This window comes from Microbacterium sp. NPDC076911 (assembly GCF_040687125.1).
Taxonomy (GTDB): Bacteria; Actinomycetota; Actinomycetes; order Actinomycetales; family Microbacteriaceae; genus Microbacterium.
Window position 1 is genome coordinate 89,349 of record NZ_JBFBMP010000001.1, and the last position, 21,251, is coordinate 110,599.

The window sequence follows — 21,251 nt, forward strand, 5'->3', positions numbered from 1 at the left end:
TTGATTAGGATGAACTCATACTTAGAACGGAGTCGTGCGCATGTGGGAATGGCTGATCCCGGTTCTTATCGTCGTGGTGCTGGTTGCTGCAGTCGGTATTTACCTCTGGGCAACCTACAACTCGTTGGTGCAGTTGAACGTACGTGTCGACGAAGCGTGGAGCGACATCACGGTTCAGCTGAAGCGTCGCGCAGATCTGCTGCCCAACCTCATCGAGACGGTGAAGGGATACGCTGCGCACGAGAAAGCAGTGTTCGAAAACGTTACGCGTGCGCGTGCGGAAACGCTGGCGGCGTCCGGGCCAGTTGAGGCCGGGCTCGCCGAGGGACACCTCCAACAGGCGTTGAAATCGCTGTTCGCAGTGGCTGAGGCGTACCCCCAGCTTCAAGCGAGCCAGAACTATCTGCAGCTTCAGCACTCGATTGTCGATACGGAAGACAAGATCCAGGCCTCGCGACGTTTCTACAACGGAGGAGTGCGAGAGCTCAACACCAAGATCAAGGTGTTCCCGAACAACCTCTTCGCCCGCAACCTCGGGTTCCACGAGCGCGACTTCTTTGAAGTTGTCGATGGAGCTGGCATTGCGGAACCACCGCGCGTCCAGTTCTGACCCCCTGCGGCGCTGAGGTAGCACGGTGCTCTCTCTCAGCCGCCAAGATGCTCGAAGACTGGCTGTGAGTGCTCAGCTCCTTGATCAGAGGCGCCCCGCGGGCATCGTAGAGACGATCGACGCGTTGATGTATGTCAACATCGAGCCCACGGCAGCTGTCGCGCCGAGCGCTGATCTGATCTTGTGGAGCCGACTTGGCTGGCCGTATGACCCGACAGACCTGACGCGACTCGTTGAGGTTGACCGAGCGGTGTTCGAGTGGGACGGCTTCTACCGCCCGATGGCAGATCTGCCATTGTTGCGCCACGAGATGGCAGCGCGCCCGCGTTCCTCGCGGGCGCGCAGTTGGCTCGCCGCAAACGACCGCTTCCGCGAGGAGGTCTTGGCGCAGCTGGAAGCACAGGGTCCGCTTCGCGCATCTCAAATACCCGATACCGCCCAACAGTCATGGCGATCCACTGGCTGGACCAACAATCGCAACTCGATGCAGATGCTTGAGATTCTTGTCGCCCGGGGCGAGGTTGCCATCTCACGACGGGATGCTGCTGGCAGGGTCTTTGATCTCGCCGAACGGGTGTATCCGAGTGGGATGCCCACAGTGTCGCCTGTCGACGCTGGTCGCGAACGCGCTGTTCGTCGCATCGGATCAATGGGGATTGCGCGCGCAAAGTCGCTGTCGCGCGTCTATGAGGCGGTTGAGCTGGATGACGTTGCTGAGGCGGCCACGGTCGAAGGCACGAACGGGGTCTGGTGGGTCGATTCGAGCGTGCTGAATGGGAATTTTCTGCCGCGGACGGCGCTGCTTTCGCCGTTTGACCGTATGGTTTTTGATCGCGCAAGGCTGGAAGAGCTCTTCGAGTTCGAGTACTTACTAGAGATGTACAAGCCGGCGGCTGCGAGGCGGTGGGGCTATTTTGCACTGCCGATACTTCACGGCGATCAATTCGTCGGCAAACTTGACGCGAAGGTCGATCGCAAGGCGGGCGTGCTGCGTGTTCAGGCTATGCACGAAGACACGCGATGGTCGCGGGGAGTGCGCGACGACGTGGAACGCGAGATCAGTGCTCTCGCGTCGTGGCTTGGCGTCGAGCTTGCTCGCTGAAGTCCTAAAAGACCGAGAGCACCATCTCGTTACCGATGAACTGGACTGTTCCCTGCATTGCCCAGTCGTCGGACCGATAGGTGAATGATTGTGTCTCACCATTGCGCGTGGTTCCTGTTGCGGTCGCCACGATCACGCCGCCGGAGGAACGGAAGCTCCCACCATCGTCGCTGATCTCCACGGCGGGGTAGGAGCTGATTTCGAAAGCAATGCGGTCGAGCGAAGCGAGATCAACGCCCCACGGCACGCGGATGCCACATTCGTTTGGGACGTCATCGACTGACGCCGCGCAAGAATCGGCATAGCTATCGAGCTGCTCCTGAACAGCAACGATGGCCTCGGCAGAGACCTCTGCGGGCGCAGAGACACCAACCGTCGAGCCAGGGGTAACGCGTGCCGTCACCGTGCCTTCGAGGAGGTCTACGGGAGCTGCCGACACCGAATACACAGCGGGCAGCAACACCACGGTGGCGGCGGATAACACGAGTGTGCCCGCGGCCATCACTGAGTCGCCCTGCTGGGCAGTCGGCACGATGACGCCGAGGGCATCGGGGGTGAGGCCCCAACCGTCGTCCGTCTCCACGAGAGACAACGTGCCTTCGACGTTCTCGCCCTCGAGGAGGAAGGTAAACGTTGCAGTTGCTGCCGCATCGGAAGACTCAACACCCAGCACCTCGGGCGAGGTGATGAGGGAGGCCGCAGTGTCGAGTGCTGCCGCGAGCTCCGACTCATTGCGGGGCGAGTCAACGATCAACTCTGCGGCCGATTCACCGTCGCCAGCGGCAAGAGCGCTCAGATAGGACTGCGCAGCCTCCTCTGGACCGGCCGCGTTGGTTGAGAGGGAAACGATGCCGATGACCACGCCAGCCAGAACGACTGCTCCTGCAACGATGGCGACGACTCCGGCACGTTTCACTCTTCCTACGCTAGTCGTCGTGAGTCTCGATGCTTGCGGTGGTGCTCGCAGCGAGCGAGCTCGTGGGCCTGGCGAGAGCTTCGTGTCGCTTCGCATATGGCATGGCGTGTGCAAGGTCGTCGGTTGCGTTACCCCACCCCGATACAGAGATACCCTCGAGGCCCTGCCACCGTGCCGCATCCTCTAATACTCCAGCGAGCCGCGCGGCGGCGTCGAGGGGTGCGTCGCGCTCCCACCACGCAGATTGCACAAGCAACCGCGATGCTGCTCGCTCGGCTTTCAGATCGACACGGCCAACGATGGTGTCACCGACAATCACCGGAAGCGAGTAATAGCCGAACTGCCTCTTACGCGCGGGAGTGTAGATTTCGATTCGGTAGTCGAAAGCGAATAATCGCTTCGCCCGATCGCGAAACCACACCGTGGGGTCAAATGGGGTGAGAACAGCTGCCGCATCGACTTGGCGGGGGAGCGCAGCGTCACGGTGTAGCCACGCGGGGAGTGGCCGGCCGTTGCGAGTCCAACCCGAGACGCTCACCTGCTGCAACTCGCCAAGCTCGCTCAACTCTGCAACGGCGGCGAGCACCGCTCGACGGTCGTTGATACGCCAGTAGTCGGCGAGATCAGCTGCCGTCGCAACGCCATAGGCGCGCGATGCGCGTCTGACGAGTTCGCGAATGGCATCCTGGCGCGACACCGAGCGCGCCATGGTTTCTGGGGCAATGACGTCTTCTGCCAGCGCATAGGTGCGCTCGAAGCCCTGCCGGCCGGCGATCGCCACCTCGCCGAACAGCCATAGGTACTCGAGCGATCGCTTGACAGCATCCCAATCCCACCACGGCCCGCGCGTGGCGCGCTTGCTATCGTGCTCGATCTGCGCTGGCCGCAGCGGGCCGCGCTGTCGCAGTTCTGCGCGCACCCAGTTGACGGTGGCTGAATTCTGCAAGAACCAGCCGTCAGGGTCTGAGCCATACTTCTGCCGCATGTTCTCCATGCGAAAGCCGAAGAGCGACCAATCTTCGGCCGGAATGAACGCGGCAACGTGCGCCCAGTACTCCACGTACGGCGAACGCCGTTCGAAAAGAAGCTTGTCGAGCTGCGCAGTGTCGTAGGGGCCGAGACGTGAAAACAGTGGCATGTAGTGAGACCGAGCGAACACGTTGACCGAATCGATCTGCAATGTCGACATGCGTGCCAGGGTGGCATTCAACTGCCGTGTTCCGACGTTTCGCGAGGGCGCGCGGGCGAACCCCTGAGCGGCGAGCGCGACGCGTCGGGCCTCGGCGGCGCTGAGTGAATTCTTCACGGGGCCAGGCTACGGGGGACCGCGGACAACGCCGCATAACGTTGGAGGCATGTGGCGGGCCTAAACTGGCGGGATGAGCGGCCCTGATGAAAAGCCCAAAGGCTCGCTGTTTGACGCGCTTCGCGATCGCAACCGCGTAGTTACCTCCGACATGTCGGAGATCGTGCCTCACGGTTTGCGTGTCGCCACCGCGTTCTCATGGCGTTTTTTGGTGATCTCAGCAGCGATCGGACTTGCCATTTGGCTGGTAATTCAGCTCAAGCTCTTGGTCATACCGCTGATGGTCTCCATTCTCATCACCGCGTTGGTGTGGCCCGCGTTCTCGTTTTTGGTGCGCCGCCGCGTGCCTCGCTGGTTGGCAATTGTGATCGCCGTGGTCGGACTATTGGCGATTGTTGCCGGTTTGGTGTGGTTGGTCGCATGGCAGGTAGGTGAACAGTGGGCGTCAGTGCAGGCCAGCACCGTGGAAGCGCTACAGCAGTTTCGCCAGTACCTGATCGATGGTCCGTTGCATCTCACCGCAGCTCAGCTGGATGACGTGCTGAGCCAGTCGTGGCAGCTGATTCAGCAGCAGGCAGAACTGCTGTGGAGTGGCGCGCTCGCATTGGGCACTACCGTCGGGCACGTCGCCACGGGCACTCTGCTGGCACTGTTCATTCTGATTGCTCTGCTCGCGGACGGCGCCGGAATCTGGCGTTGGACGGTGAGAATCTTCCCCCGCCGCGCGCGCGCGGCAGCCGATGGCGCAGGGCGGGCGGGCTGGGTCACCATCGTCAACTACTCGCGCACCCAGCTTCTGGTAGCGACGGTAGATGCGATCGGCATCGGCCTCGGCGCGTACCTCTTGGGCGTTCCACTTGCCATCCCTATCGGCGTCTTGGTCTTTCTGGGCGCTTTCATCCCGATCGTGGGAGCGGTGTTGACAGGCACCGTCGCGGTGTTCCTTGCCCTCGTGTACAACGGGCCGTGGATTGCGCTGTGGATGCTCGTGGTGGTTTTGGGCGTGCAGCAGGTTGAAGGACATATTTTGCAGCCATTGCTGATGGGCTCAGCGGTGAAGGTGCACCCGATCGCGGTCGTGCTGGTTGTCGCCGGCGGCGCAATGATCGCTGGCATTCCCGGCGCACTGTTCGCGGTGCCCGTCGCCGCGTTTGTGAATGTGGTGGTGGTGTATCTGGCCGCGCGCGCCTGGGAGACCGGGCTGAAACCCACGGGAGATTTGATATGGGACACTGTCCCGCGTCCGAGGAGGACCCGTTCGTGAGCGTACAAAACCCGTCACAGTCAGTGGTGCACGAGAAGTCTCGTGCACCGTCGATCGCCGACTTTGACGATGCCGCGGCGTCGCTAGAAGGCGTGATTCGTGAGACGCCCCTCGACGTCTCCGACTTTCTCTCTGAGCTCGTGGGAGCACCCGTCTACCTGAAGCTTGAGAACCTGCAACGCACCGGATCGTTCAAGATCCGCGGTGCGACGTATCGGCTCTCGCGACTGACAGAAGAAGAGCGAGCACGTGGCGTTGTCGCAGCTTCCGCCGGAAACCATGCACAGGGCGTGGCCCTGGCCGCGAAGACGCTGGGCATTCCCGCGACGATCTTCATGCCGCTTGGCGTGCCTGTGCCCAAGCTCTTGGCAACTCGAGGCTACGGCGCAGACGTGGTGCTTGAAGGTGCCACGGTGGAGACTCCGTTGCGTCTCGCCGCGGAGTTTGCCGAGCGCACTGGGGCTATTTTCATCCACCCGTTCGATCATCCTGATGTCATTGCTGGTCAGGGAACGCTTGGAATTGAACTCATTGACGCGATCCCTGACCTCGACACCGTGGTGCTTGGTATCGGCGGTGGCGGGCTGATCGCTGGCGTCGCCGCCGCAGTGAAGGCTCGCGCTGCTGCAGCGGGTCGTACCGTGCGGGTGATCGGTGTACAGGCCGAGAACTCAGCTGCCTACCCCACGTCGTTGCGCGAGGGCATGCCGCTCACTGTTGAGACCCGCCCGACCATCGCAGACGGCATCGCAGTTGCTCGGCCGGGAGACTTGCCGTTCGAGATCATCCGCGAGCTCGTCGATGAGGTCGTGACCGTCACTGAAGATGACATCGCTCGCGCTCTGCTGGTGCTGCTCGAACGGGCCAAACAGGTAGTGGAGCCCGCAGGGGCGGTCGGTGTGGCCGCGATTCTTGCTGGCAAGATCCAGGCCAACGGCCCCACTGTCACAGTGCTCTCGGGCGGCAATATCGACCCGTTGCTGTTGCAGCGCGTGGTCGCTCACGGCCTTTCCGCATCCGGTCGCTATATGACTCTGCAGATTCCGTTGCCGGATCGTCCTGGCCAGCTCGCGCGTGTGTCTGAGCTGTTGTCGCAGGCGGGGGCAAACGTGATCGAAGTGCTACACACCAGACACGGACAGGGATTGCAGATTAGTGAAGTGATCCTGCAGTTGAGCGTAGAGACCCGTGGTCAAGAACACCGTGCCCACGTGATCGACGTGCTCGAGCAGGCTGGTTTCACTGCACGGGTCGCGCTGGACTAACCGGCAGGCTACTGGCCGGTGTAGGTGGCGACTTTCACGATCTCTACGCTGATCTCGCGACCGTTGGGCGCGGTGTAGCTCGTTTTCTCGCCCTCGTTCAAACCAAGAATGGCAGCGCCCAGCGGGGATGCTTCACTGTACACATCGAGCTCGGAGCCGACTGCGATTTCACGATTGCCGAGGAGGAAAACCTCTTCGCCCCCAGCGACGATCGCCGTGACAACGATTCCCGACTCGACAACGCCGGTGCTCTGCGGTGCTTCGCTGACGGTTGCAGTCTTCAGCAGATGCTGCAGAGTGCGGATGCGTGCCTCCTGCTTGCCCTGCTCGTCTTTGGCCGCGTGGTAGCCGCCGTTCTCTTTGAGGTCGCCTTCTTCGCGCGCGGCTTCAATGCGCTTGGCGATCTCTTCGCGTCCGGTCGTCGACAACTGCTCGAGCTCGGTGGCGAGACGGTCGTAGGCATCTTGGGTGAGGAAGGTCACTGGGGCATCGTTGGACACGTCTGACTCCTTCAGTCGGGGGCGCGCATATAAGTCAAACGCCCCGGCATTTAGCCAGGGCGCGCGGTGACGGCGTTCGGCCCAGACTACGACACCCAGCAGGAGTTGACAAAACCTGTCGTGGCCAGCGCTGTCGTCGGTATGGACTCTTCGAACTCTCGACTCGTCACGTCGGACCCCGCGAAGCTGACCACTCGCCACCCCACGATGCCGAAGTCCTCATCCTGCGCTTCGATGACGCAGGAGATATCGCGACCGGGAACCGTGGTCACTTGAAATCGCAGGGTCACGGTGTGCTCATCGATGACTTCGAAACCCGTGCTGTCGGAATCGACAGAGTTGACGTTGCTGTTGTACACCGCCCAGCCGAGCAACAGTGTCGCGACCGTGCCCAAGGCGATGGCGATGCCCAGTCCGAGCCGCTTTCGCCCCGACGTCGCGCGCCCATAGCGCTCGTCGAGCATCTGTTCAGTCGTCATGCCTTGTCGCTTTTCGTTTCCGCTCGGAGATTAGGCTGTAGGTCAAGGTTATGCGGTTCCGCGCCCTCGTGGTGCACCGCAATTGGAGCCCCCGCAGACCAGAGGACGATATGCAATCGCTTGCCGCGCACGTATGGCTGACTACAACGGTGACGCCGACTCCTACGCCGACGCTCGACCCTGACTCCGTGACTCCAGGCCCCGAGGGTTTCTTTGTCATCGCGCTGATTGTGGTCGCCGTTTTCTTGCTGGTGGCAGACATGATGCGACGAATTCGGCGCGGGCGTGTGCGCGCGGACGTCAATGAAGAGTTGGATACTGAACAGGCGCGACTCGCGGCGGAATCGGAAGAGACGCCCGGCGGTGTCGCAGGGTCCGAGTCGTCAGCAACGAACCCCGAGAGCGAACCGCCGCGCGGCTGAGGCTCGATGTCTATCCGTTGTAAGGCGGGTTGATCGCGATCAGCAAACATGCCGTCCAGTGGCATAGGAACGCCAGTACCGTGCACACGTGGAAAATTTCGTGGAACCCGAAGTGGCCAGGCCAGGGGTTCGGCTTTTTCATGGCGTAGACGATTGCCCCGCCGGTGTACAGCAGACCGCCGATGATGACGAGTACCATCATGGCGGCGTTCGCGCGGAAGAGATCGGGCATGTACATCACGGCGGCCCAACCCAACGCGAGGTAGAGCGCGACGTAGAGCCAGCGCGGGGCGTTGATCCAGAAGATTCGAAAGAGAATGCCCAGCAGCGCACCGCCCCAGACCACGGCGAGCAGGATCCATCCTTTGGGCGGTTCAAGCGCGAGCACCGCCAGTGGGGTGTAGGTGCCGGCGATGAGCAACATGATGTTGGCATGGTCGATGCGTTTCAGAACGCCCTTGGTCTTCGGGCCCCAGTTGAAACGGTGATACAGAGCCGAGTTTCCGAAGAGCAGCATCGAGGTCGCGACGAACACCGCGCACGCCCACTTGGCTGCCGACCCCTCGGCGACGACGATCAACACGACTCCCGCGACGATGGTCACCGGAAAAGTGGCGGCGTGTATCCAACCACGCCACGACGGCTTGATCTCGGGAAGCGTGGCATCGACGGCCGCCGCATCCATCAACGGAAGCTCGGGGACCTCAGGCGGGTGGGATTCCTCGCTGCGTCGACTCATGCTACCCAGGGTAGGCCCACTCCTATGCCCTCAGTCGTACATACTCAGTGCCAGCGATTGTGGCACCTAGTCTCCAAAGTTCGCCTGCGTATCGCGGTAGCGTAGGAGCGTGACACGAGGTTCGGAGAATACAGGGCGCGGCCCGCTCTATCGCCTCTACATCAAGCGACTGCGGCGACAGCTCGATCCAGGGCGTGTGCCGCATCACGTCGCCATGATGATCGACGGAAACCGCCGCTGGGCCAAGCTGCTCGGCCTCGACTCCGTGGCTCACGGCCATCGCGCCGGTGCCGCGAAGATGCGTGAGTTTCTCGGCTGGTGTGACGATGTCGGTGTGGGCGTCGTTTCGCTTTACCTGCTTTCCATGGACAATCTCCAAAAGCGCGACACCAAAGAGATCGAAGACCTCATCGAGATCATCGCTGAACTCGCTGATGAGCTCTCTCATCAGCCGGACTGGCGCGTGCAGCCGGTCGGGCGCTCCGATCTACTCCCGCCTGAACTGGCGCGCGTGCTCGCCTCGGCCGCCGAGCGCACGCGCGGTAACACTGGACTGCACGTGAATCTCGCCGTTGGCTACGGAGGCCGCGGTGAGATCGTCGACGCCGTGCGCAGCATCATCTCGCAACACGACAAAGACGGCGGCTCTCTTGAAGAGCTTGCTGCCAGCCTTACTCCCGAACAGATCGGTGAGCATTTGTACACCGGAGGGCAGCCCGATCCCGATCTGGTCATCCGCACTTCGGGTGAACAGCGGTTGAGTGACTTTCTGCTGTGGCAGTCAGCGCATAGTGAGTTCTACTTCGTAGAAGCTCTCGGTCCCGATCTGCGTGAGGTCGACTTCCTTCGAGCGATCCGTGATTTCGCGACCCGCAATCGTCGCTTCGGCAGCTGAGGCGTCATATGCATTGCACCCCTGCCTGCGGGCTTGACATGCCAGAATGACAAAGTGACGGATCTGGATGCATTTCTAGCCACGTTCGATGGGGAGCCGGGGTATTTGGACTGGGCCGCGTTCGGACCGCTTTCGCCTGCCGTTCGTGCCGAGGCGCAAGCTGATACCGAGCTGCTCGGGTCAGGGCGACCATCGAGCATTGAGCTGGTCAACGAGCACGCTACTGCGGCGGTCTCGCTGATCGGCGAGCTTCTCGACGTCGACGCGAATCGCGTTGTGCTCCAACCTTCGACCACACATGGGCTCATGCAGGCGATGTATGGCCTCACTGGCGGGCTCATGTTGGGCAGAGGAGAATTCCCATCGCTCACGGTAGCGGCCACTCGCGCTGCTGATGCGCTGGGAAACATTCAGTTGCAATGGCTTGAGCCTGATGATGGCTTCATCACCCCCGAGCTGGTGCGCGACAGCCTCACCGACGACACCCGCGCTGTCGCGGTGAGCCTCGTAGATTTTCGTACGGGCTATCGCACTGATCTCTCGGCGCTGCGCGATGTCATCGGTGACCGGCTGCTTATCGTCGACGCCATTCAAGGCTTCGGCATTGTTGATGCAGACTTCGGTGCCGCCGATGTGGTGTGCGCCAATGGCTATAAGTGGTTGCGGTCAGGACGTGGCACCGGGTTTGCGTCGTTCAGCGATCGAGCACTTGAGCGGATTGCTCCCGTGCTGTCCGGCTTCTCGGGCACAGATAGTGAACTCCCGACGGATGTCGTTCCGCTTCCGTCAACTTCCGCGCGCGCGTTCACCGTCAGCCGCGTCGACAACCTCGCGGCGGCGCGCCTTGCAACGGGACTGGCCGAGGTTCGAGACATCGGTGTCGCCACGCTACAAGCGGAGCTTGCTGAGCGCACACGAGATGTGATGTTTTTTGCGGATCGATATGAACTGCCCGTGGTGACGCCGCGCGACGAGCGACGTCGAGCGGGTATCGTCACGCTCGCGCCCGCACCGCAAGATGCTGCGCCACTCGTAGCATCACTGTCGAATCACGGGTTGACAGTGACTGTGCGCTCCGGGCTCGTACGCGTGGCGCCTCACGTCGGAACCGGCGCCAACACGCTGCGTCTGTTCGGCGATGCGCTTGCCGCTTTTTCGTCGGCACGGGTGTGGTGAACGAGCCGACTTTTCGAATTTACCCAGCCGTAACCAGCTTCCCGCGTGTCGGCCTGGCGCGATTGCGTCTGGCAGTCGTACGGTCATCTCAACGGACAAAGAGTCCGTTCGAGTCGGCCTGAAAGATCGCGACTCGTGACCTTGGTCGACTCGTGACTGCCGGGTTCACACCCGGGGCGGGAGTGGGTTGTGACCACACGAGCACTACACAATCAGCGCAGTCAGAGCGTCGAGCACATCGACGATCAGGATCAGAATCTGCGCACTTATGTGCTGGATACCTCGGTTCTGCTGAGCGATCCTCGGGCGTATTTCCGGTTTGCCGAACACAATGTTGTGATTCCCGTCGTGGTGGTCACCGAACTCGAAGGAAAACGCCACGACCCCGAGATCGGCTACTTTGCACGTCAGGCACTTCGCCATCTAGACGAACTCCGCGTCGAGCATGGCCGCCTTGACTTCCCCGTGGCGGTGGGAGAAGGCGGCACTCTGCGGGTCGAACTCACCAACACCGACGTCTCTGTTCTTCCTGCCGGAATGAGGCTCGGCGACAACGACAGCCGTATTTTGGCTGTCGCGATGAACCTTGCCCAGGACGGCCAAGAAGTCACGGTGGTCTCCAAAGACCTGCCCATGCGTGTGAAGGCGGCATCGTTGGGTATCAGCGCGGAGGAGTACCTTGCTGAGCAGGCAGTGGATTCAGGTTGGACGGGCATTGCGACCCTCGACGTCGCAGGCGACGACATCAGCGATCTCTATGAGAGCGAAGTGGCGACGAGCGAAGATGTTCGCGGTCTTCCCGTCAACACAGGGCTGATCGTTCATTCAGAGCGTGGATCGGCGTTGGGTCGAGTGACGGGGGACACCTCGTACCGGTTGGTGCGCGGTGACCGCGACGTCTTCGGCCTTCACGGTCGTTCGGCTGAACAGCGTATTGCGATCGATTTACTGACTGACCCTGAGGTGGGGATCGTCTCGCTCGGAGGCCGAGCGGGAACGGGCAAGTCAGCGCTTGCTCTGTGTGCCGGACTCGAAGCAGTACTCGAGCGTCAGCAGCAGAAAAAGATCATCGTGTTTCGTCCGCTCTTTGCCGTGGGTGGGCAAGAACTGGGATATCTGCCCGGCGATGCGCAAGAGAAGATGAATCCGTGGGGGCAAGCAGTCTTCGACACTCTCGGTTCTGTCGTCTCGGGCAATGTTCTTGAAGAGGTCGTCGAGCGCGGATTGCTTGAAGTGCTGCCGCTGACCCACATTCGCGGCCGCTCGCTGCACGATGCGTTCGTTATCGTCGACGAGGCGCAGTCGCTCGAGCGAAACGTGCTCTTGACCGTGCTGAGCCGCATGGGCCAGAACTCACGCGTGGTACTCACCCACGATGTCGGCCAGCGAGACAATCTGAGGGTCGGCCGACATGACGGCGTCGCATCAGTAATCGAAACGCTCAAGGGCCATGCGCTTTTCGCGCACATCACTCTCACCCGCTCAGAACGTTCCGCAATTGCCGCACTGGTGACTGAGCTCCTGGAGGCTGGCGAACTCGCGTGACCACACGAGCGGGAAGGCCGGGATGCCTAGCTCGGCCCTCCCGCTCGCGTCGTGGCACGGGATGAGAATAGTCTCATCCACCGTGTTCTGAGCTGACTTGAACGCGTGCGAAAATTGATCCAGAACAGATTTTGTTCGATGGGAACGGCATCATGGAAACTCGCGCAAAGTACGCAGCTGGCGGTATCGCCAGCGTGGCGGCAAGCGTCGGACTCGTAGTCGCTGTTGCCATGTCGAACTCTGCAACATTGGCAGACGTGCGCGGCACTGCAGTGGGAAGCGGAACGGTGGTTGTCAAGGCTACGCAGCGCGACGCTCCTGCTTCAGACGCTGCTGCTTCAGACGCTACTGCTTCAGACGCTGTTGCTTCAGGGGCCGAGAGCCAAGCTCCCGCCGCAGAAACACCGATCGCAACAACACCGATCGCAGAAGCCAACGGTGCTGTTGTCGCGGTCAGCGCCGCATCGAGCGAGCCGGGAAGTCAAGAGCAAGCTGATCAAGTGAAGCAGCCGAGCACCCCCGCCTCCGCTTACAAGAGCCGATCAGATGATGGCGCTCCAGCGGAGAAGATCGAGATCGTCGAACAGGTCGTTGAGAAGATTCGCGAGTCGCGCTCAGATTCGACTCGCGAGCCAGAAGGCCTAAGAGCGTCGAACGACCGCGCGTCGAGTAAGTCTGAGAAAGATCGACGCGACGACAACAAGACTCAATCGCACGTTTCCCCAGATCGTCGCGATTGACACGAGGCCGGCTTCCCCAGCCCGGCTTCCTGCCCCCGGTGTTCCCCAGCACCGGGGGCTTCTCCTTTTCTGCTGCACCCGGCCGCTCTCGGTGCTTATCCGCTACTCCCAGCGATAGCCGGTGCCACGGATCGTCACGATATGTTCGGCGCCTAGTTTGCCTCGAAGATAGCGCACATACACATCAACGACGTTCGAGCCCGGGTCGAAGTCCAGCCCCCAGACTTGGCTGAGGAGCACTTCGCGACTGAGCACTCGACCCGGATTTCGAAGGAATTGCTCGGCGAGTGCGAACTCGCGGGCTGAAAGCTCAACTTCACGGCCTGCCACTGTGGCGCGGCGGCCCAAGACGTCTAGCTCAACCTCTCCTTCGGTGATCATCATCGCGGCAGCTGCGGTGGATTCGCGAAGTCTGGAGCGCACGCGGGCGAGGAGCTCCTCAAACGTGAACGGCTTAGGTACGTAGTCGCTGGCGCCCGCGTCGAGTCCATCAACGGTGTCTCGAGTACTCGTGCGTGCGGTCAGCATGATGATGGGCACCATGGAGCCCTGCGCACGCACAAGCCGCAGCACCTCGAAACCGTCAAGGCCGGGAAGGCCGACGTCGAGCAGCACCAGATCATAGGCGCCGCCGAGGATCTCTTCTAGCGCCTTGTCTCCGTCTTCGACGATCGTTGTTTCGTATCCTGCGTTGACGAGGCCTCGACATACGAACGAGGCGATCTGTGGCTCGTCTTCGACGATAAGTATGTGCGTCATTCGAATGCCTCTCGCTGCATGACAACATCACCGGCGCGCACAGGCTGCGGTAGGGGAGTTGAGGTGGGTGGAAGGTGGATAGCGAACGTAGCGCCGCTGCGAGGAGTGTCATTGACCGTGCAACTACCGCCGTGCCCCTTGACGATTGCGTCGACGATGGCGAGCCCAAGACCCGAGCCTCCGACGGAACGTTTGCCGCCTGCCCGGTCGAAGCGCCGGAAGATTCGATGTCGTGAAGCTGGAGGGATTCCTGGCCCGTGGTCACGCACCCAGAGCTGCGTCCCATCGGCGGTCACAGAGCTGCCAACCTCGATCGGAGAGCCCGCTGGTGTGTACTTCGCAGCGTTATCGGCAAGCTGAAGCCAGGCCTGCAGCAGACGGTCCTCTTCGCCGAGAACCGTGCCGTTTCCCACCTTCTCGACGCTCCACGTATGACCAGGAATGACCGTCACCAGTTCGCCGATACGTGCGGTGAGGGCGGAGACGTCGACGTCGGTGGGAGAGTATGCCTCGCCTTCGACCGCTGCGAGCAGGTCGATGTCTTCAACGAGGCGTGCAAGGCGATCGAGCTCGGCGATCCCGATCTGACGCGCGAGTTCGACGTCGGTCGCGTCATGAGCATCCATCAGCTCTAGATGTCCACGCACGATCGTAAGAGGCGTCTTTAGCTCGTGTCGCACGTCATCGAGCAACTGCTGCTGCACAGAGACCGATCCTTGAATGCGATCCAGCATCGAATTCACCGTACGAGACATATCTGAGATGTCATCGTCACCCCTAGGGAGCAAACGAGGAGAAAGATCCGAGAGCGAGATCGAGTCGGCGGTGACACGCATATCGCGAATCGGTTTGAGTAGACGTCCGGTCACAAACCAGCCGACCACACCCGTAGCCACGAGCAGCACCAGCGCGGCGAGTACATAGGTGGTGAGAGAAGCGGTGACTGGCTGCAGCTCGGCACCAAGGTCGCTCGCGCGCACGTAGATGCCGGAACTCGGGTCGCCCTCGACCTCAGTGGGAACTGCGATATAGCGAATTGTGCGGTCATCTGTCGTCGCGGTGCCGATGATGATCTCACGGTCAGCGGTTTCGGCGACGATTCGATCGATGAACTCTTCGTCATCCGGCAGCGTGAAACCCGAGAGCGTCGACGGCACGAACGCCAACTCGCCATCGATGATAGCCATCGACGCTTCGTTGCGCGCTGGCACCAAGCGAGCGACCACAGAGCGCATATACGAGCGAAGGTCATCGAAAGACTGCGGCGTGAAGTTCTCATCCGCCGGCTGTGTGCCTTCGTCTGCTGCACCGTCTGCATCCGTCGGCGCGGGGATCGCCTGCTCGGCGACAGTCGTCAAACGATCGACCTGCGATTGCAAGCGGATGTTGACTTCGTCGAACACGCGCTCTCGCTGCACGACGAAGGTCACGCTCCCCACGATGGCGAGCCCGACGCACGTCACACCGAGGATCGCTCCCAGGATTCTGACGCGCGCCGAGATCGGCCGTCTAGTGCGGCTCACCCCTTGATTATCCAGGGTGTGTCATAGAAAGCAGGTCTAGTTTCTCGTCAAGCTGCTCGATTGTGAGTTCGCCGCGGTCGACGTAACCCAAATCGAGAACAGCTTCGCGCACCGTGATGCCCTCGGCAACCGAGTGCTTCGCGATCTTCGCTGCGGCTTCGTATCCGATGAGCTTGTTCAGAGGAGTCACAATCGACGGTGACATGCCCGCATACGCGGCCGCTCGGTCGACGTTCGCCTCGAGGCCGTCAACGGTCGTGTCAGCGAGCACTCGCATCGCGTTTGCAAGCAGGCGAATCGACTCGAGCAGTGCGGTTCCCATGACCGGGATGGCGACGTTCAGCTCGAAGGAGCCCGAGGCGCCCGCCCATGCGACAGCGGCATCGTTGCCGATCACACGAGCGCACACCATGAGCGTGGCCTCCGGGACGACCGGGTTGACCTTGCCCGGCATGATTGATGAACCCGGTTGCAGGTCTGGGATGTGCAGTTCCCCGAGCCCGGTGTTCGGGCCAGAGCCCATCCAGCGCAGGTCGTTGTTGATCTTCGTCAGCGATACCGCAATCGTGCGCAGTGCGCCAGATGTTTCGACGAGACCGTCACGGTTTGCCTGAGCCTCGAAGTGGTCTTTGGCCTCGGTGATCGGCAACTCGGTCTCAGTGGCGAGCAGCGCAATAACCTTCTGCGGGAATCCCGGAGGGGTGTTGATTCCGGTGCCCACGGCGGTGCCGCCAAGAGGCACCTCGCTGACGTGCGGAATCACGGCCTGTACGCGCTCGATACCGAGTCGCATCTGCCGTGAGTACCCGCCGAACTCCTGACCGAGCGTGACAGGTGTCGCATCCATCAGGTGGGTGCGACCCGACTTCACGACGGTCTTCCACAGTTCGGCCTTGGCCTCGAGTGACACCGCGAGGTGGTCAAGGGCGGGAATCAGGTCGTCGATCAGAGCCTGGGTGACGGCGATGTGCACCGAGGTCGGAAAGACATCGTTCGACGACTGAGAGGCGTTGACATGATCGTTCGGGTGCACCGGAGCGCCAAGCTTCTGCGAGGCGAGGTTAGCGAGCACCTCGTTCATGTTCATGTTCGACGAGGTGCCACTGCCGGTTTGGTACGTGTCAACGGGAAAATGGGCGTCAAACGCACCAGTGATGACGTCGTCGGCTGCCGCCGCGATGGCGTCAGCGATACCGCCGTCGAGCGTGCCGAGTTCTTTGTTGGCGAGAGCCGCAGCCTTCTTGATGCGCGCGAGCGCAGCGATCTGCGTCGATTCGAGACCTGAACCCGAGATCGGAAAGTTCTCGACGGCACGTTGTGTCTGTGCGGAGTACAACGCGTCTTTCGGCACGCGAACTTCGCCCATGGTGTCGTGTTCGATGCGGTATTCGATGTCAGTCACTTCATTGTTCCTTTGTGAATGTGTGGTCAGGATGCGACAAGTTCAAGGCCTACAGCGATATCAGCCACGGCCTTTCCCTGCGCGAGTTGGTAGTTCGCGCCGACGATCGCGAGGCGCCCGGACGCGATTGCGTCGGTGATGAGTTCGGAAGAATGGAGGATCTCTTTGACGGTGTCGCGCAGATGCTCGCGACCAACGTGTTCGGCGTCGATCGTGTCGGGGTTCGCTTTGCCCGCTCCGGTCGCCTGCACCACGCGACGCACGGCCGGCACGATCGGTGCGATCAGTCGCCAGATGTGCGGGGGCAGGGGAGCAGAGTCCATATTCGCGCTGTCGATGGCAGCCCGGACGGCGCCGCACTCGTCATGTCCGAGCACGACAATGAGAGGAACCTCAAGCACCGCGACGGCATACTCGAGGCTGCCGATCACTGACTCAGAGATCACCTGACCAGCGTTGCGAATGACAAAGAGATCGCCGAGGCCTTTGTCGAAGATGATTTCCGCAGCGAGCCGCGAATCCGAACAGCCGAAGAGCGCGGCTCGTGGACGCTGCCCGCTCGCAAGCTCGTGGCGACGCTCTACATTCTGACGCGGGTGCTGTGGCGCTCCCGAAATGAAGCGCTCGTTGCCGCGTTCCATCTCGTTCCACACCTGTGCGGGGGTAGGGTGCTCGCTCACTGGGACTCCGTTTCAAGCTGGTGGATGGATTCCGATACCGACTCGGCGGCCTGAAGAAGCAGTTCATCATCGGCAACGCCGTAGATGAGCACGGTGTCATCGCCGACCTGCGTCGACATCGCGGCGGTAATACCGCCGGCACGGTCGGGGTCTGAGATGTCGTACTGCGTCCAGGTGATTCCGTCGATGCTCACGCTGTCGCCAGAGTTCGCGCCGCCCAGTACTCGGGTCGTCCATGCCGCGTCTGCGTCGAAGCCCTGGGCAATGCGCACAAAACCGCTTGTCGGCGCATACACGACCGTCCAGGCGCTTAGATCGTTGCGGTCAACATAGGCACGGTTCACACGCCATGAATCGGGAGCGTCAGGCACGATAACCGATTGGCCTTCAGCGGCTTCGACGCTCTCAGCGACTGCGGCGACATCGATTGGCTCCGCTTCGGGTGCGCTGCCACGAGGAACGCCGAAGATCACGATTGCGACGAGCACGAGGGTGATGAGCAGCGCGGCGATAAGGTTGCGCGCGGTCTGGCTTGAGCGATACGCGTGTGAAGAAGCCGCTTTGCGATTGGCAGTTTCTTGCGGAGTCTCGGGACGGCCGAGTTCGGCGACAATTCGCTGTTGACTCGCCATTACTTCTGGTCGTCCTCGGCCACCGCGCCAGAGCGGGCCGCGTCGAGTCGCTGCTTCGCGCCGACCAGCCATTGTTCGCAGCGTGCTGCGAGTGCCTCGCCGCGTTCCCAGAGGGCAAGTGACTGCTCAAGCGTGGGTGCACCTTGCTCGAGCTCTGATACGACACGCACGAGTTCGTCTCGAGCCTGTTCGAACGAAAGATCCGCGACGTCGGTGACGGCTCCATTCGCTTCGGTCATGCTGTCTATCCTACTTCGGCGCGCTGGCGGATTTGCCCGTTCAAGATGTCTCCGACGACTCCACAATTTCGCCGTCAGAGCGTGCGGCAAAAGAGCCACGAGCGACGGTAACAATCACGGGTGTCGACCTCGGTGCTTGGCTGGCATCGCGAACGATCACTCCGTCGTCCAGGTGCGCGATCGCGTAGCCGCGCTCGAGCGTCGCTGCTGGTGAAAGCGCGCGTAGCGAGGCTCGGAGCTCTGAGGTGCGGCGAGCCGAGGTTTCAAGCACACGCGCGATGCGTTCGCGGCCTCGCGTCGTGACGATCTCGACGTCTTGGGCTCGCGTGTGCACGAGAGTCTCGGGCTGTCGCAGCACCGGGCGACTGCGCAATTGTTCGAGCTGAGCGATGTCATGATTGACGCGCTGCGACAACCGCGTGGCGAGCCGTGATCTCAACTGGCCGATCAGTGTACGTTGTTCGACGACGTCAGGAACCACCCGTTTTGCCGCATCGGTAGGCGTCGAGGCGCGAAGGTCGGCGATGTCGTCGAGTAGCGGTCGGTCATTCTCGTGGCCGATAGCACTCACGATAGGGGTCGATGCTGCCGCCACCGCCCGCACAAGCTTCTCGTCACTGAAGCCGAGCAGAGACTGAACATCGCCACCGCCGCGAGCGATGACGATGACGTCAACGTCGGGATCAGCATCCAATAGTTTGAGAGCCGTGATCGTCTCGGGCACGCAACGCTCCCCTTGCACGGCGACGTGCTGAGTGCGAAAGCGCACCTGTGGCCAGCGCAGCTCGGCGTTGCGGTGCACGTCTTTCTCGGCGTCCGAGCGTTCGCCGGTGATGAGGCCGATCACCTGCGGAAGAAAGGGAATCGGTTTCTTGAGTGAATCGTCGAACAGCCCTTCGGCACGCAACTGTGCACGAAGCCGCTCGAGTTTCTCAAGCTGCTCGCCCACACCGACATGGCGCATCGCGTTCACGCCGAAGGAGAGATCGCCGCGCTTGGGAAAGTAGTCAGCTTTCACCGAAGCAACGACGTGATCGCCGACCTTGAGGTCGGAGGGGAGACGATTCAGGGTGCTCGACCAGATTCGAATCGAGATTTCCGCATCGGTCACGAGATCTTTCAGTCGACCGAACACGCTGCCGCCGCGCGCGTTCCACTGGGTGATCTCGCCCTCGACCCACACCGACCCCCAGTTCGCGATGAAGCCACGAATCGTGTCGTTGAGCCGTGACACCGAGGTAGGAGCGTCGTTGGTGGAGTCTTTGGGACGTACCGAATCTGCGGGAGGCGGTTCGCCGACGATGTGGCCGGGCTCGAAGCTCGTCATGGCACCTTTCAGGCTGGCGCTCGGCACCGGCCGTAGACTCGGGGGGTGACTATCAGCATGCCCATTCCTCGTGTTCCGCGCCGGCGTGAACCACTTCAGGATATCGCCGTGCCCGGACCCAAGCGGGTGCTGCTCGCCGCTCCCCGCGGTTACTGCGCTGGCGTTGATCGCGCAGTCATAGCCGTAGAGAAGGCATTGGAACGTTTCGGCGCTCCCGTTTACGTGCGCAAACAAATCGTTCACAACATTCATGTGGTGACCGAATTGGAGCAGAAGGGCGCCATTTTCGTCGAAGAAGTCGACGAAGTGCCCGCTGGTGCGCACGTCGTCTTCAGCGCACACGGCGTGTCGCCCGCTGTCGTTGACAGCGCTTCAGACCGTGGTCTGCTGGCTATAGACGCCACCTGCCCGTTGGTGACCAAAGTGCACCGCGAGGCAGTGCGATTCGCGCGTGACGATTTTGAGATTCTGCTGATCGGCCACGAAGGACACGAAGAAGTTGAGGGCACCGCGGGCGAAGCCCCCGACCACGTCACGATCGTGAACTCACCCGAAGACGCCGACCGTATCGAGGTGCGCGATCCGTCAAAGGTCGTCTGGCTTTCGCAGACCACGCTCTCGGTCGACGAGACGATGGAGACCGTTCGCCGACTGCGCGTTCGCTTTCCTCAGCTGCAAGATCCTCCGTCGGACGACATTTGCTACGCCACCCAGAACCGTCAGGTAGCGATCAAGAAGGTGGCGAAAGACGCTGATCTCGTGATCGTCGTGGGTTCATCGAACTCCTCGAACAGCGTGCGCCTGGTTGAAGTGGCACTCGAATACGGCGCCAAGGCCGCCTACCGGGTCGACTACGCCGATGAGATCGAACAGGCTTGGCTTGAAGGCGTAGAAACCGTAGGCGTCACGAGCGGCGCATCGGTACCGGAGGTGCTCGTGCAGCAAGTGATGGACGACCTCGCCAACGCGGGCTTCAACGATGTGGAAGAAGTAAAAACCGCAGAGGAAGACCTGTTGTTCTCGTTGCCCAAGGAATTGCGCTCCACTAACGAGGGCAAGCGCGACGAGCGCGCGCTTGGCGGACGGATCACCTCATGAACGATGCCATCGACCCGCGACCACGACCGCAGTACGGCGAATATGCCACTGCCGAAGAGCAGCAAGCGCGCATCAAGCAACCAGACATCAGCCAGGCGCTCGACACCGGCGTTGTCGCGGACGTCCCCCAGGGTCAACTCTCACCTGACGTGATCCCTGCTGAGACGCCGGTGGTGGGCGAAGGCGGCGCGAAGCGGCAGAACCGTCGGCGTCCGTTCGACCGTGCAGCGACGTTCGGTCTGCTGGTTTACGGGCTTATCACGGTGGTGACGTCATTCACCGAACTCGTCGAGTACAACCCGTACGCCGAGCAGATGCTCTCGATGATGGGCGTTGATACCGATCTCGCCGCAACGATCGCCGGGCAGTCTTGGGGCATCGCGGCCGCTCTCGTGTTGGTGTTCGGCTGGTTCGTCACCGCGATGTTCTCGTGGATGTCGATGTCGCGCGGCCGCATCTCGTGGTGGATTCCGCTCGTGGGTGCGTTTGTCTTCACCAGCATCTCAGCGCTTCTTATGCTCGTGCCGTTGATGAACACGCCGGGCGTCTGGCAGGCGATTCTCGACGCGGTGGCGTGACGCGATAAACGCAAAGAAGAGGGCCGGATGCTGCACTGCAGCATCCGGCCCTCT

23 protein-coding genes are annotated in these 21,251 nt (G+C 61.6%); 11 read left to right on the forward strand and 12 right to left on the reverse strand.

What is annotated here, in order from left to right; genetic code table 11:
- Positions 1 to 40 precede the first annotated feature (40 nt).
- The gene (locus AB0O81_RS00415) at positions 41 to 610 is read left to right on the forward strand and encodes a LemA family protein (protein WP_363580850.1); all 570 of its coding nucleotides are present in this window, start codon (positions 41 to 43) and stop codon (positions 608 to 610) included.
- A 64-nt stretch (positions 611 to 674) separates the two neighbouring features.
- Positions 675 to 1,712, forward strand: coding sequence for a crosslink repair DNA glycosylase YcaQ family protein (locus AB0O81_RS00420; protein ID WP_363580120.1), 1,038 nt, complete (start codon positions 675 to 677; stop codon positions 1,710 to 1,712).
- 4 nt (positions 1,713 to 1,716) lie between these two features.
- Here AB0O81_RS00420 and AB0O81_RS00425 read toward each other — a convergent pair whose 3' ends face one another.
- A complete protein-coding gene (locus AB0O81_RS00425; RefSeq protein WP_363580121.1) occupies positions 1,717 to 2,628 on the reverse strand; it encodes a hypothetical protein in 912 nt (303 codons plus the stop codon).
- Positions 2,629 to 2,638: 10 nt separating this feature from the next.
- Positions 2,639 to 3,934, reverse strand: a complete 1,296-nt coding sequence (locus tag AB0O81_RS00430) for a crosslink repair DNA glycosylase YcaQ family protein (RefSeq protein ID WP_363580123.1) — start codon at positions 3,932 to 3,934, stop codon at positions 2,639 to 2,641.
- Positions 3,935 to 4,007: 73 nt separating this feature from the next.
- Here AB0O81_RS00430 and AB0O81_RS00435 point away from each other — a divergent pair, with 73 nt between their 5' ends.
- Positions 4,008 to 5,198: an AI-2E family transporter gene (locus AB0O81_RS00435; RefSeq protein ID WP_363580125.1), complete on the forward strand. Its 1,191-nt coding sequence runs from the start codon at positions 4,008 to 4,010 to the stop codon at positions 5,196 to 5,198.
- 26 nt (positions 5,199 to 5,224) lie between these two features.
- Complete coding sequence (gene ilvA, locus AB0O81_RS00440) at positions 5,225 to 6,463, forward strand: threonine ammonia-lyase (RefSeq protein ID WP_363580852.1); 1,239 nt, start codon at positions 5,225 to 5,227, stop codon at positions 6,461 to 6,463.
- An 8-nt stretch (positions 6,464 to 6,471) separates the two neighbouring features.
- Here ilvA and greA read toward each other — a convergent pair whose 3' ends face one another.
- Together greA and AB0O81_RS00450 are read right to left on the reverse strand one after the other, a co-directional pair.
- A complete protein-coding gene (gene greA / locus AB0O81_RS00445; RefSeq protein WP_363580127.1) occupies positions 6,472 to 6,963 on the reverse strand; it encodes a transcription elongation factor GreA in 492 nt (163 codons plus the stop codon).
- An 86-nt stretch (positions 6,964 to 7,049) separates the two neighbouring features.
- The gene (locus tag AB0O81_RS00450) at positions 7,050 to 7,442 is read right to left on the reverse strand and encodes a DUF4307 domain-containing protein (RefSeq protein ID WP_363580129.1); all 393 of its coding nucleotides are present in this window, start codon (positions 7,440 to 7,442) and stop codon (positions 7,050 to 7,052) included.
- Positions 7,443 to 7,492: 50 nt separating this feature from the next.
- Here AB0O81_RS00450 and AB0O81_RS00455 point away from each other — a divergent pair, with 50 nt between their 5' ends.
- Positions 7,493 to 7,864, forward strand: a complete 372-nt coding sequence (locus AB0O81_RS00455; RefSeq protein WP_363580131.1) for a hypothetical protein — start codon at positions 7,493 to 7,495, stop codon at positions 7,862 to 7,864.
- A 10-nt stretch (positions 7,865 to 7,874) separates the two neighbouring features.
- On the opposite strand, the gene AB0O81_RS00460 is transcribed toward AB0O81_RS00455, so the two are convergent.
- Positions 7,875 to 8,603: a hemolysin III family protein gene (locus AB0O81_RS00460; protein ID WP_363580133.1), complete on the reverse strand. Its 729-nt coding sequence runs from the start codon at positions 8,601 to 8,603 to the stop codon at positions 7,875 to 7,877.
- A 109-nt stretch (positions 8,604 to 8,712) separates the two neighbouring features.
- Between AB0O81_RS00460 and AB0O81_RS00465 the strand changes: the two genes are divergently transcribed.
- From AB0O81_RS00465 to AB0O81_RS00480, 4 genes are all read left to right on the forward strand, one after another.
- Entirely contained in the window at positions 8,713 to 9,498 is a 786-nt protein-coding gene (locus tag AB0O81_RS00465; RefSeq protein ID WP_363580135.1) for an isoprenyl transferase, read from the forward strand.
- 54 nt (positions 9,499 to 9,552) lie between these two features.
- Positions 9,553 to 10,674, forward strand: a complete 1,122-nt coding sequence (locus tag AB0O81_RS00470) for an aminotransferase class V-fold PLP-dependent enzyme (protein ID WP_363580137.1) — start codon at positions 9,553 to 9,555, stop codon at positions 10,672 to 10,674.
- 189 nt (positions 10,675 to 10,863) lie between these two features.
- Positions 10,864 to 12,219 carry a PhoH family protein gene (locus AB0O81_RS00475; protein ID WP_363580139.1) on the forward strand — a complete coding sequence of 452 codons (1,356 nt, stop codon included), beginning with the start codon at positions 10,864 to 10,866 and terminating at the stop codon, positions 12,217 to 12,219.
- 152 nt (positions 12,220 to 12,371) lie between these two features.
- The gene (locus tag AB0O81_RS00480; RefSeq protein ID WP_363580141.1) at positions 12,372 to 12,959 is read left to right on the forward strand and encodes a hypothetical protein; all 588 of its coding nucleotides are present in this window, start codon (positions 12,372 to 12,374) and stop codon (positions 12,957 to 12,959) included.
- A gap of 102 nt (positions 12,960 to 13,061) precedes the next feature.
- Here AB0O81_RS00480 and AB0O81_RS00485 read toward each other — a convergent pair whose 3' ends face one another.
- Genes AB0O81_RS00485 through xseA form a run of 7 tightly spaced genes read right to left on the reverse strand, consistent with a single transcriptional unit; the run spans position 13,062 to position 19,521 of the window.
- On the reverse strand, positions 13,062 to 13,718 hold the full coding sequence (locus AB0O81_RS00485) for a response regulator transcription factor (protein ID WP_363580143.1): 657 nt from the start codon (positions 13,716 to 13,718) through the stop codon (positions 13,062 to 13,064).
- Positions 13,715 to 15,241, reverse strand: a complete 1,527-nt coding sequence (locus tag AB0O81_RS00490) for an ATP-binding protein (protein WP_363580145.1) — start codon at positions 15,239 to 15,241, stop codon at positions 13,715 to 13,717. Before AB0O81_RS00490 ends, AB0O81_RS00485 begins: the two co-directional genes overlap by 4 nt.
- Positions 15,242 to 15,248: 7 nt before the next feature.
- Complete coding sequence (locus tag AB0O81_RS00495) at positions 15,249 to 16,643, reverse strand: class II fumarate hydratase (protein ID WP_363580147.1); 1,395 nt, start codon at positions 16,641 to 16,643, stop codon at positions 15,249 to 15,251.
- Between the two features lie 26 nt (positions 16,644 to 16,669).
- Positions 16,670 to 17,284 carry a carbonic anhydrase gene (locus AB0O81_RS00500; RefSeq protein ID WP_363580854.1) on the reverse strand — a complete coding sequence of 205 codons (615 nt, stop codon included), beginning with the start codon at positions 17,282 to 17,284 and terminating at the stop codon, positions 16,670 to 16,672.
- Between the two features lie 35 nt (positions 17,285 to 17,319).
- Positions 17,320 to 17,955: a DUF4245 family protein gene (locus tag AB0O81_RS00505; protein WP_363580149.1), complete on the reverse strand. Its 636-nt coding sequence runs from the start codon at positions 17,953 to 17,955 to the stop codon at positions 17,320 to 17,322.
- Positions 17,955 to 18,194 (reverse strand): exodeoxyribonuclease VII small subunit, encoded by a 240-nt coding sequence (locus AB0O81_RS00510; RefSeq protein WP_363580151.1) that lies wholly within the window; start codon positions 18,192 to 18,194, stop codon positions 17,955 to 17,957. Before AB0O81_RS00510 ends, AB0O81_RS00505 begins: the two co-directional genes overlap by 1 nt.
- A 40-nt stretch (positions 18,195 to 18,234) precedes the next feature.
- On the reverse strand, positions 18,235 to 19,521 hold the full coding sequence (gene xseA / locus AB0O81_RS00515; protein WP_363580153.1) for an exodeoxyribonuclease VII large subunit: 1,287 nt from the start codon (positions 19,519 to 19,521) through the stop codon (positions 18,235 to 18,237).
- Positions 19,522 to 19,578: 57 nt separating this feature from the next.
- On the opposite strand from xseA, the gene AB0O81_RS00520 reads away from it, so the two are divergent.
- Both AB0O81_RS00520 and AB0O81_RS00525 read left to right on the forward strand, forming a co-directional pair.
- Positions 19,579 to 20,619: a 4-hydroxy-3-methylbut-2-enyl diphosphate reductase gene (locus tag AB0O81_RS00520; RefSeq protein ID WP_363580856.1), complete on the forward strand. Its 1,041-nt coding sequence runs from the start codon at positions 19,579 to 19,581 to the stop codon at positions 20,617 to 20,619.
- A complete protein-coding gene (locus AB0O81_RS00525; protein WP_363580155.1) occupies positions 20,616 to 21,197 on the forward strand; it encodes a DUF6264 family protein in 582 nt (193 codons plus the stop codon). Before AB0O81_RS00520 ends, AB0O81_RS00525 begins: the two co-directional genes overlap by 4 nt.
- Positions 21,198 to 21,251: the final 54 nt, after the last annotated feature.

Coding starts and splice junctions, on each gene's coding strand:
- xseA (WP_363580153.1), bottom strand. CDS start 19,521: ATGACGAGCTTCGAGCCCGGCCACATCGTCGGCGAACCGCCTCCCGCA.
- AB0O81_RS00450 (WP_363580129.1), bottom strand. CDS start 7,442: ATGACGACTGAACAGATGCTCGACGAGCGCTATGGGCGCGCGACGTCG.
- AB0O81_RS00455 (WP_363580131.1), top strand. CDS start 7,493: ATGCGGTTCCGCGCCCTCGTGGTGCACCGCAATTGGAGCCCCCGCAGA.
- AB0O81_RS00480 (WP_363580141.1), top strand. CDS start 12,372: ATGGAAACTCGCGCAAAGTACGCAGCTGGCGGTATCGCCAGCGTGGCG.
- AB0O81_RS00525 (WP_363580155.1), top strand. CDS start 20,616: ATGAACGATGCCATCGACCCGCGACCACGACCGCAGTACGGCGAATAT.
- AB0O81_RS00520 (WP_363580856.1), top strand. CDS start 19,579: ATGCCCATTCCTCGTGTTCCGCGCCGGCGTGAACCACTTCAGGATATC.
- AB0O81_RS00500 (WP_363580854.1), bottom strand. CDS start 17,284: ATGGAACGCGGCAACGAGCGCTTCATTTCGGGAGCGCCACAGCACCCG.
- AB0O81_RS00460 (WP_363580133.1), bottom strand. CDS start 8,603: ATGAGTCGACGCAGCGAGGAATCCCACCCGCCTGAGGTCCCCGAGCTT.
- AB0O81_RS00510 (WP_363580151.1), bottom strand. CDS start 18,194: ATGACCGAAGCGAATGGAGCCGTCACCGACGTCGCGGATCTTTCGTTC.
- AB0O81_RS00505 (WP_363580149.1), bottom strand. CDS start 17,955: ATGGCGAGTCAACAGCGAATTGTCGCCGAACTCGGCCGTCCCGAGACT.
- AB0O81_RS00415 (WP_363580850.1), top strand. CDS start 41: ATGTGGGAATGGCTGATCCCGGTTCTTATCGTCGTGGTGCTGGTTGCT.
- AB0O81_RS00485 (WP_363580143.1), bottom strand. CDS start 13,718: ATGACGCACATACTTATCGTCGAAGACGAGCCACAGATCGCCTCGTTC.
- AB0O81_RS00435 (WP_363580125.1), top strand. CDS start 4,008: ATGAGCGGCCCTGATGAAAAGCCCAAAGGCTCGCTGTTTGACGCGCTT.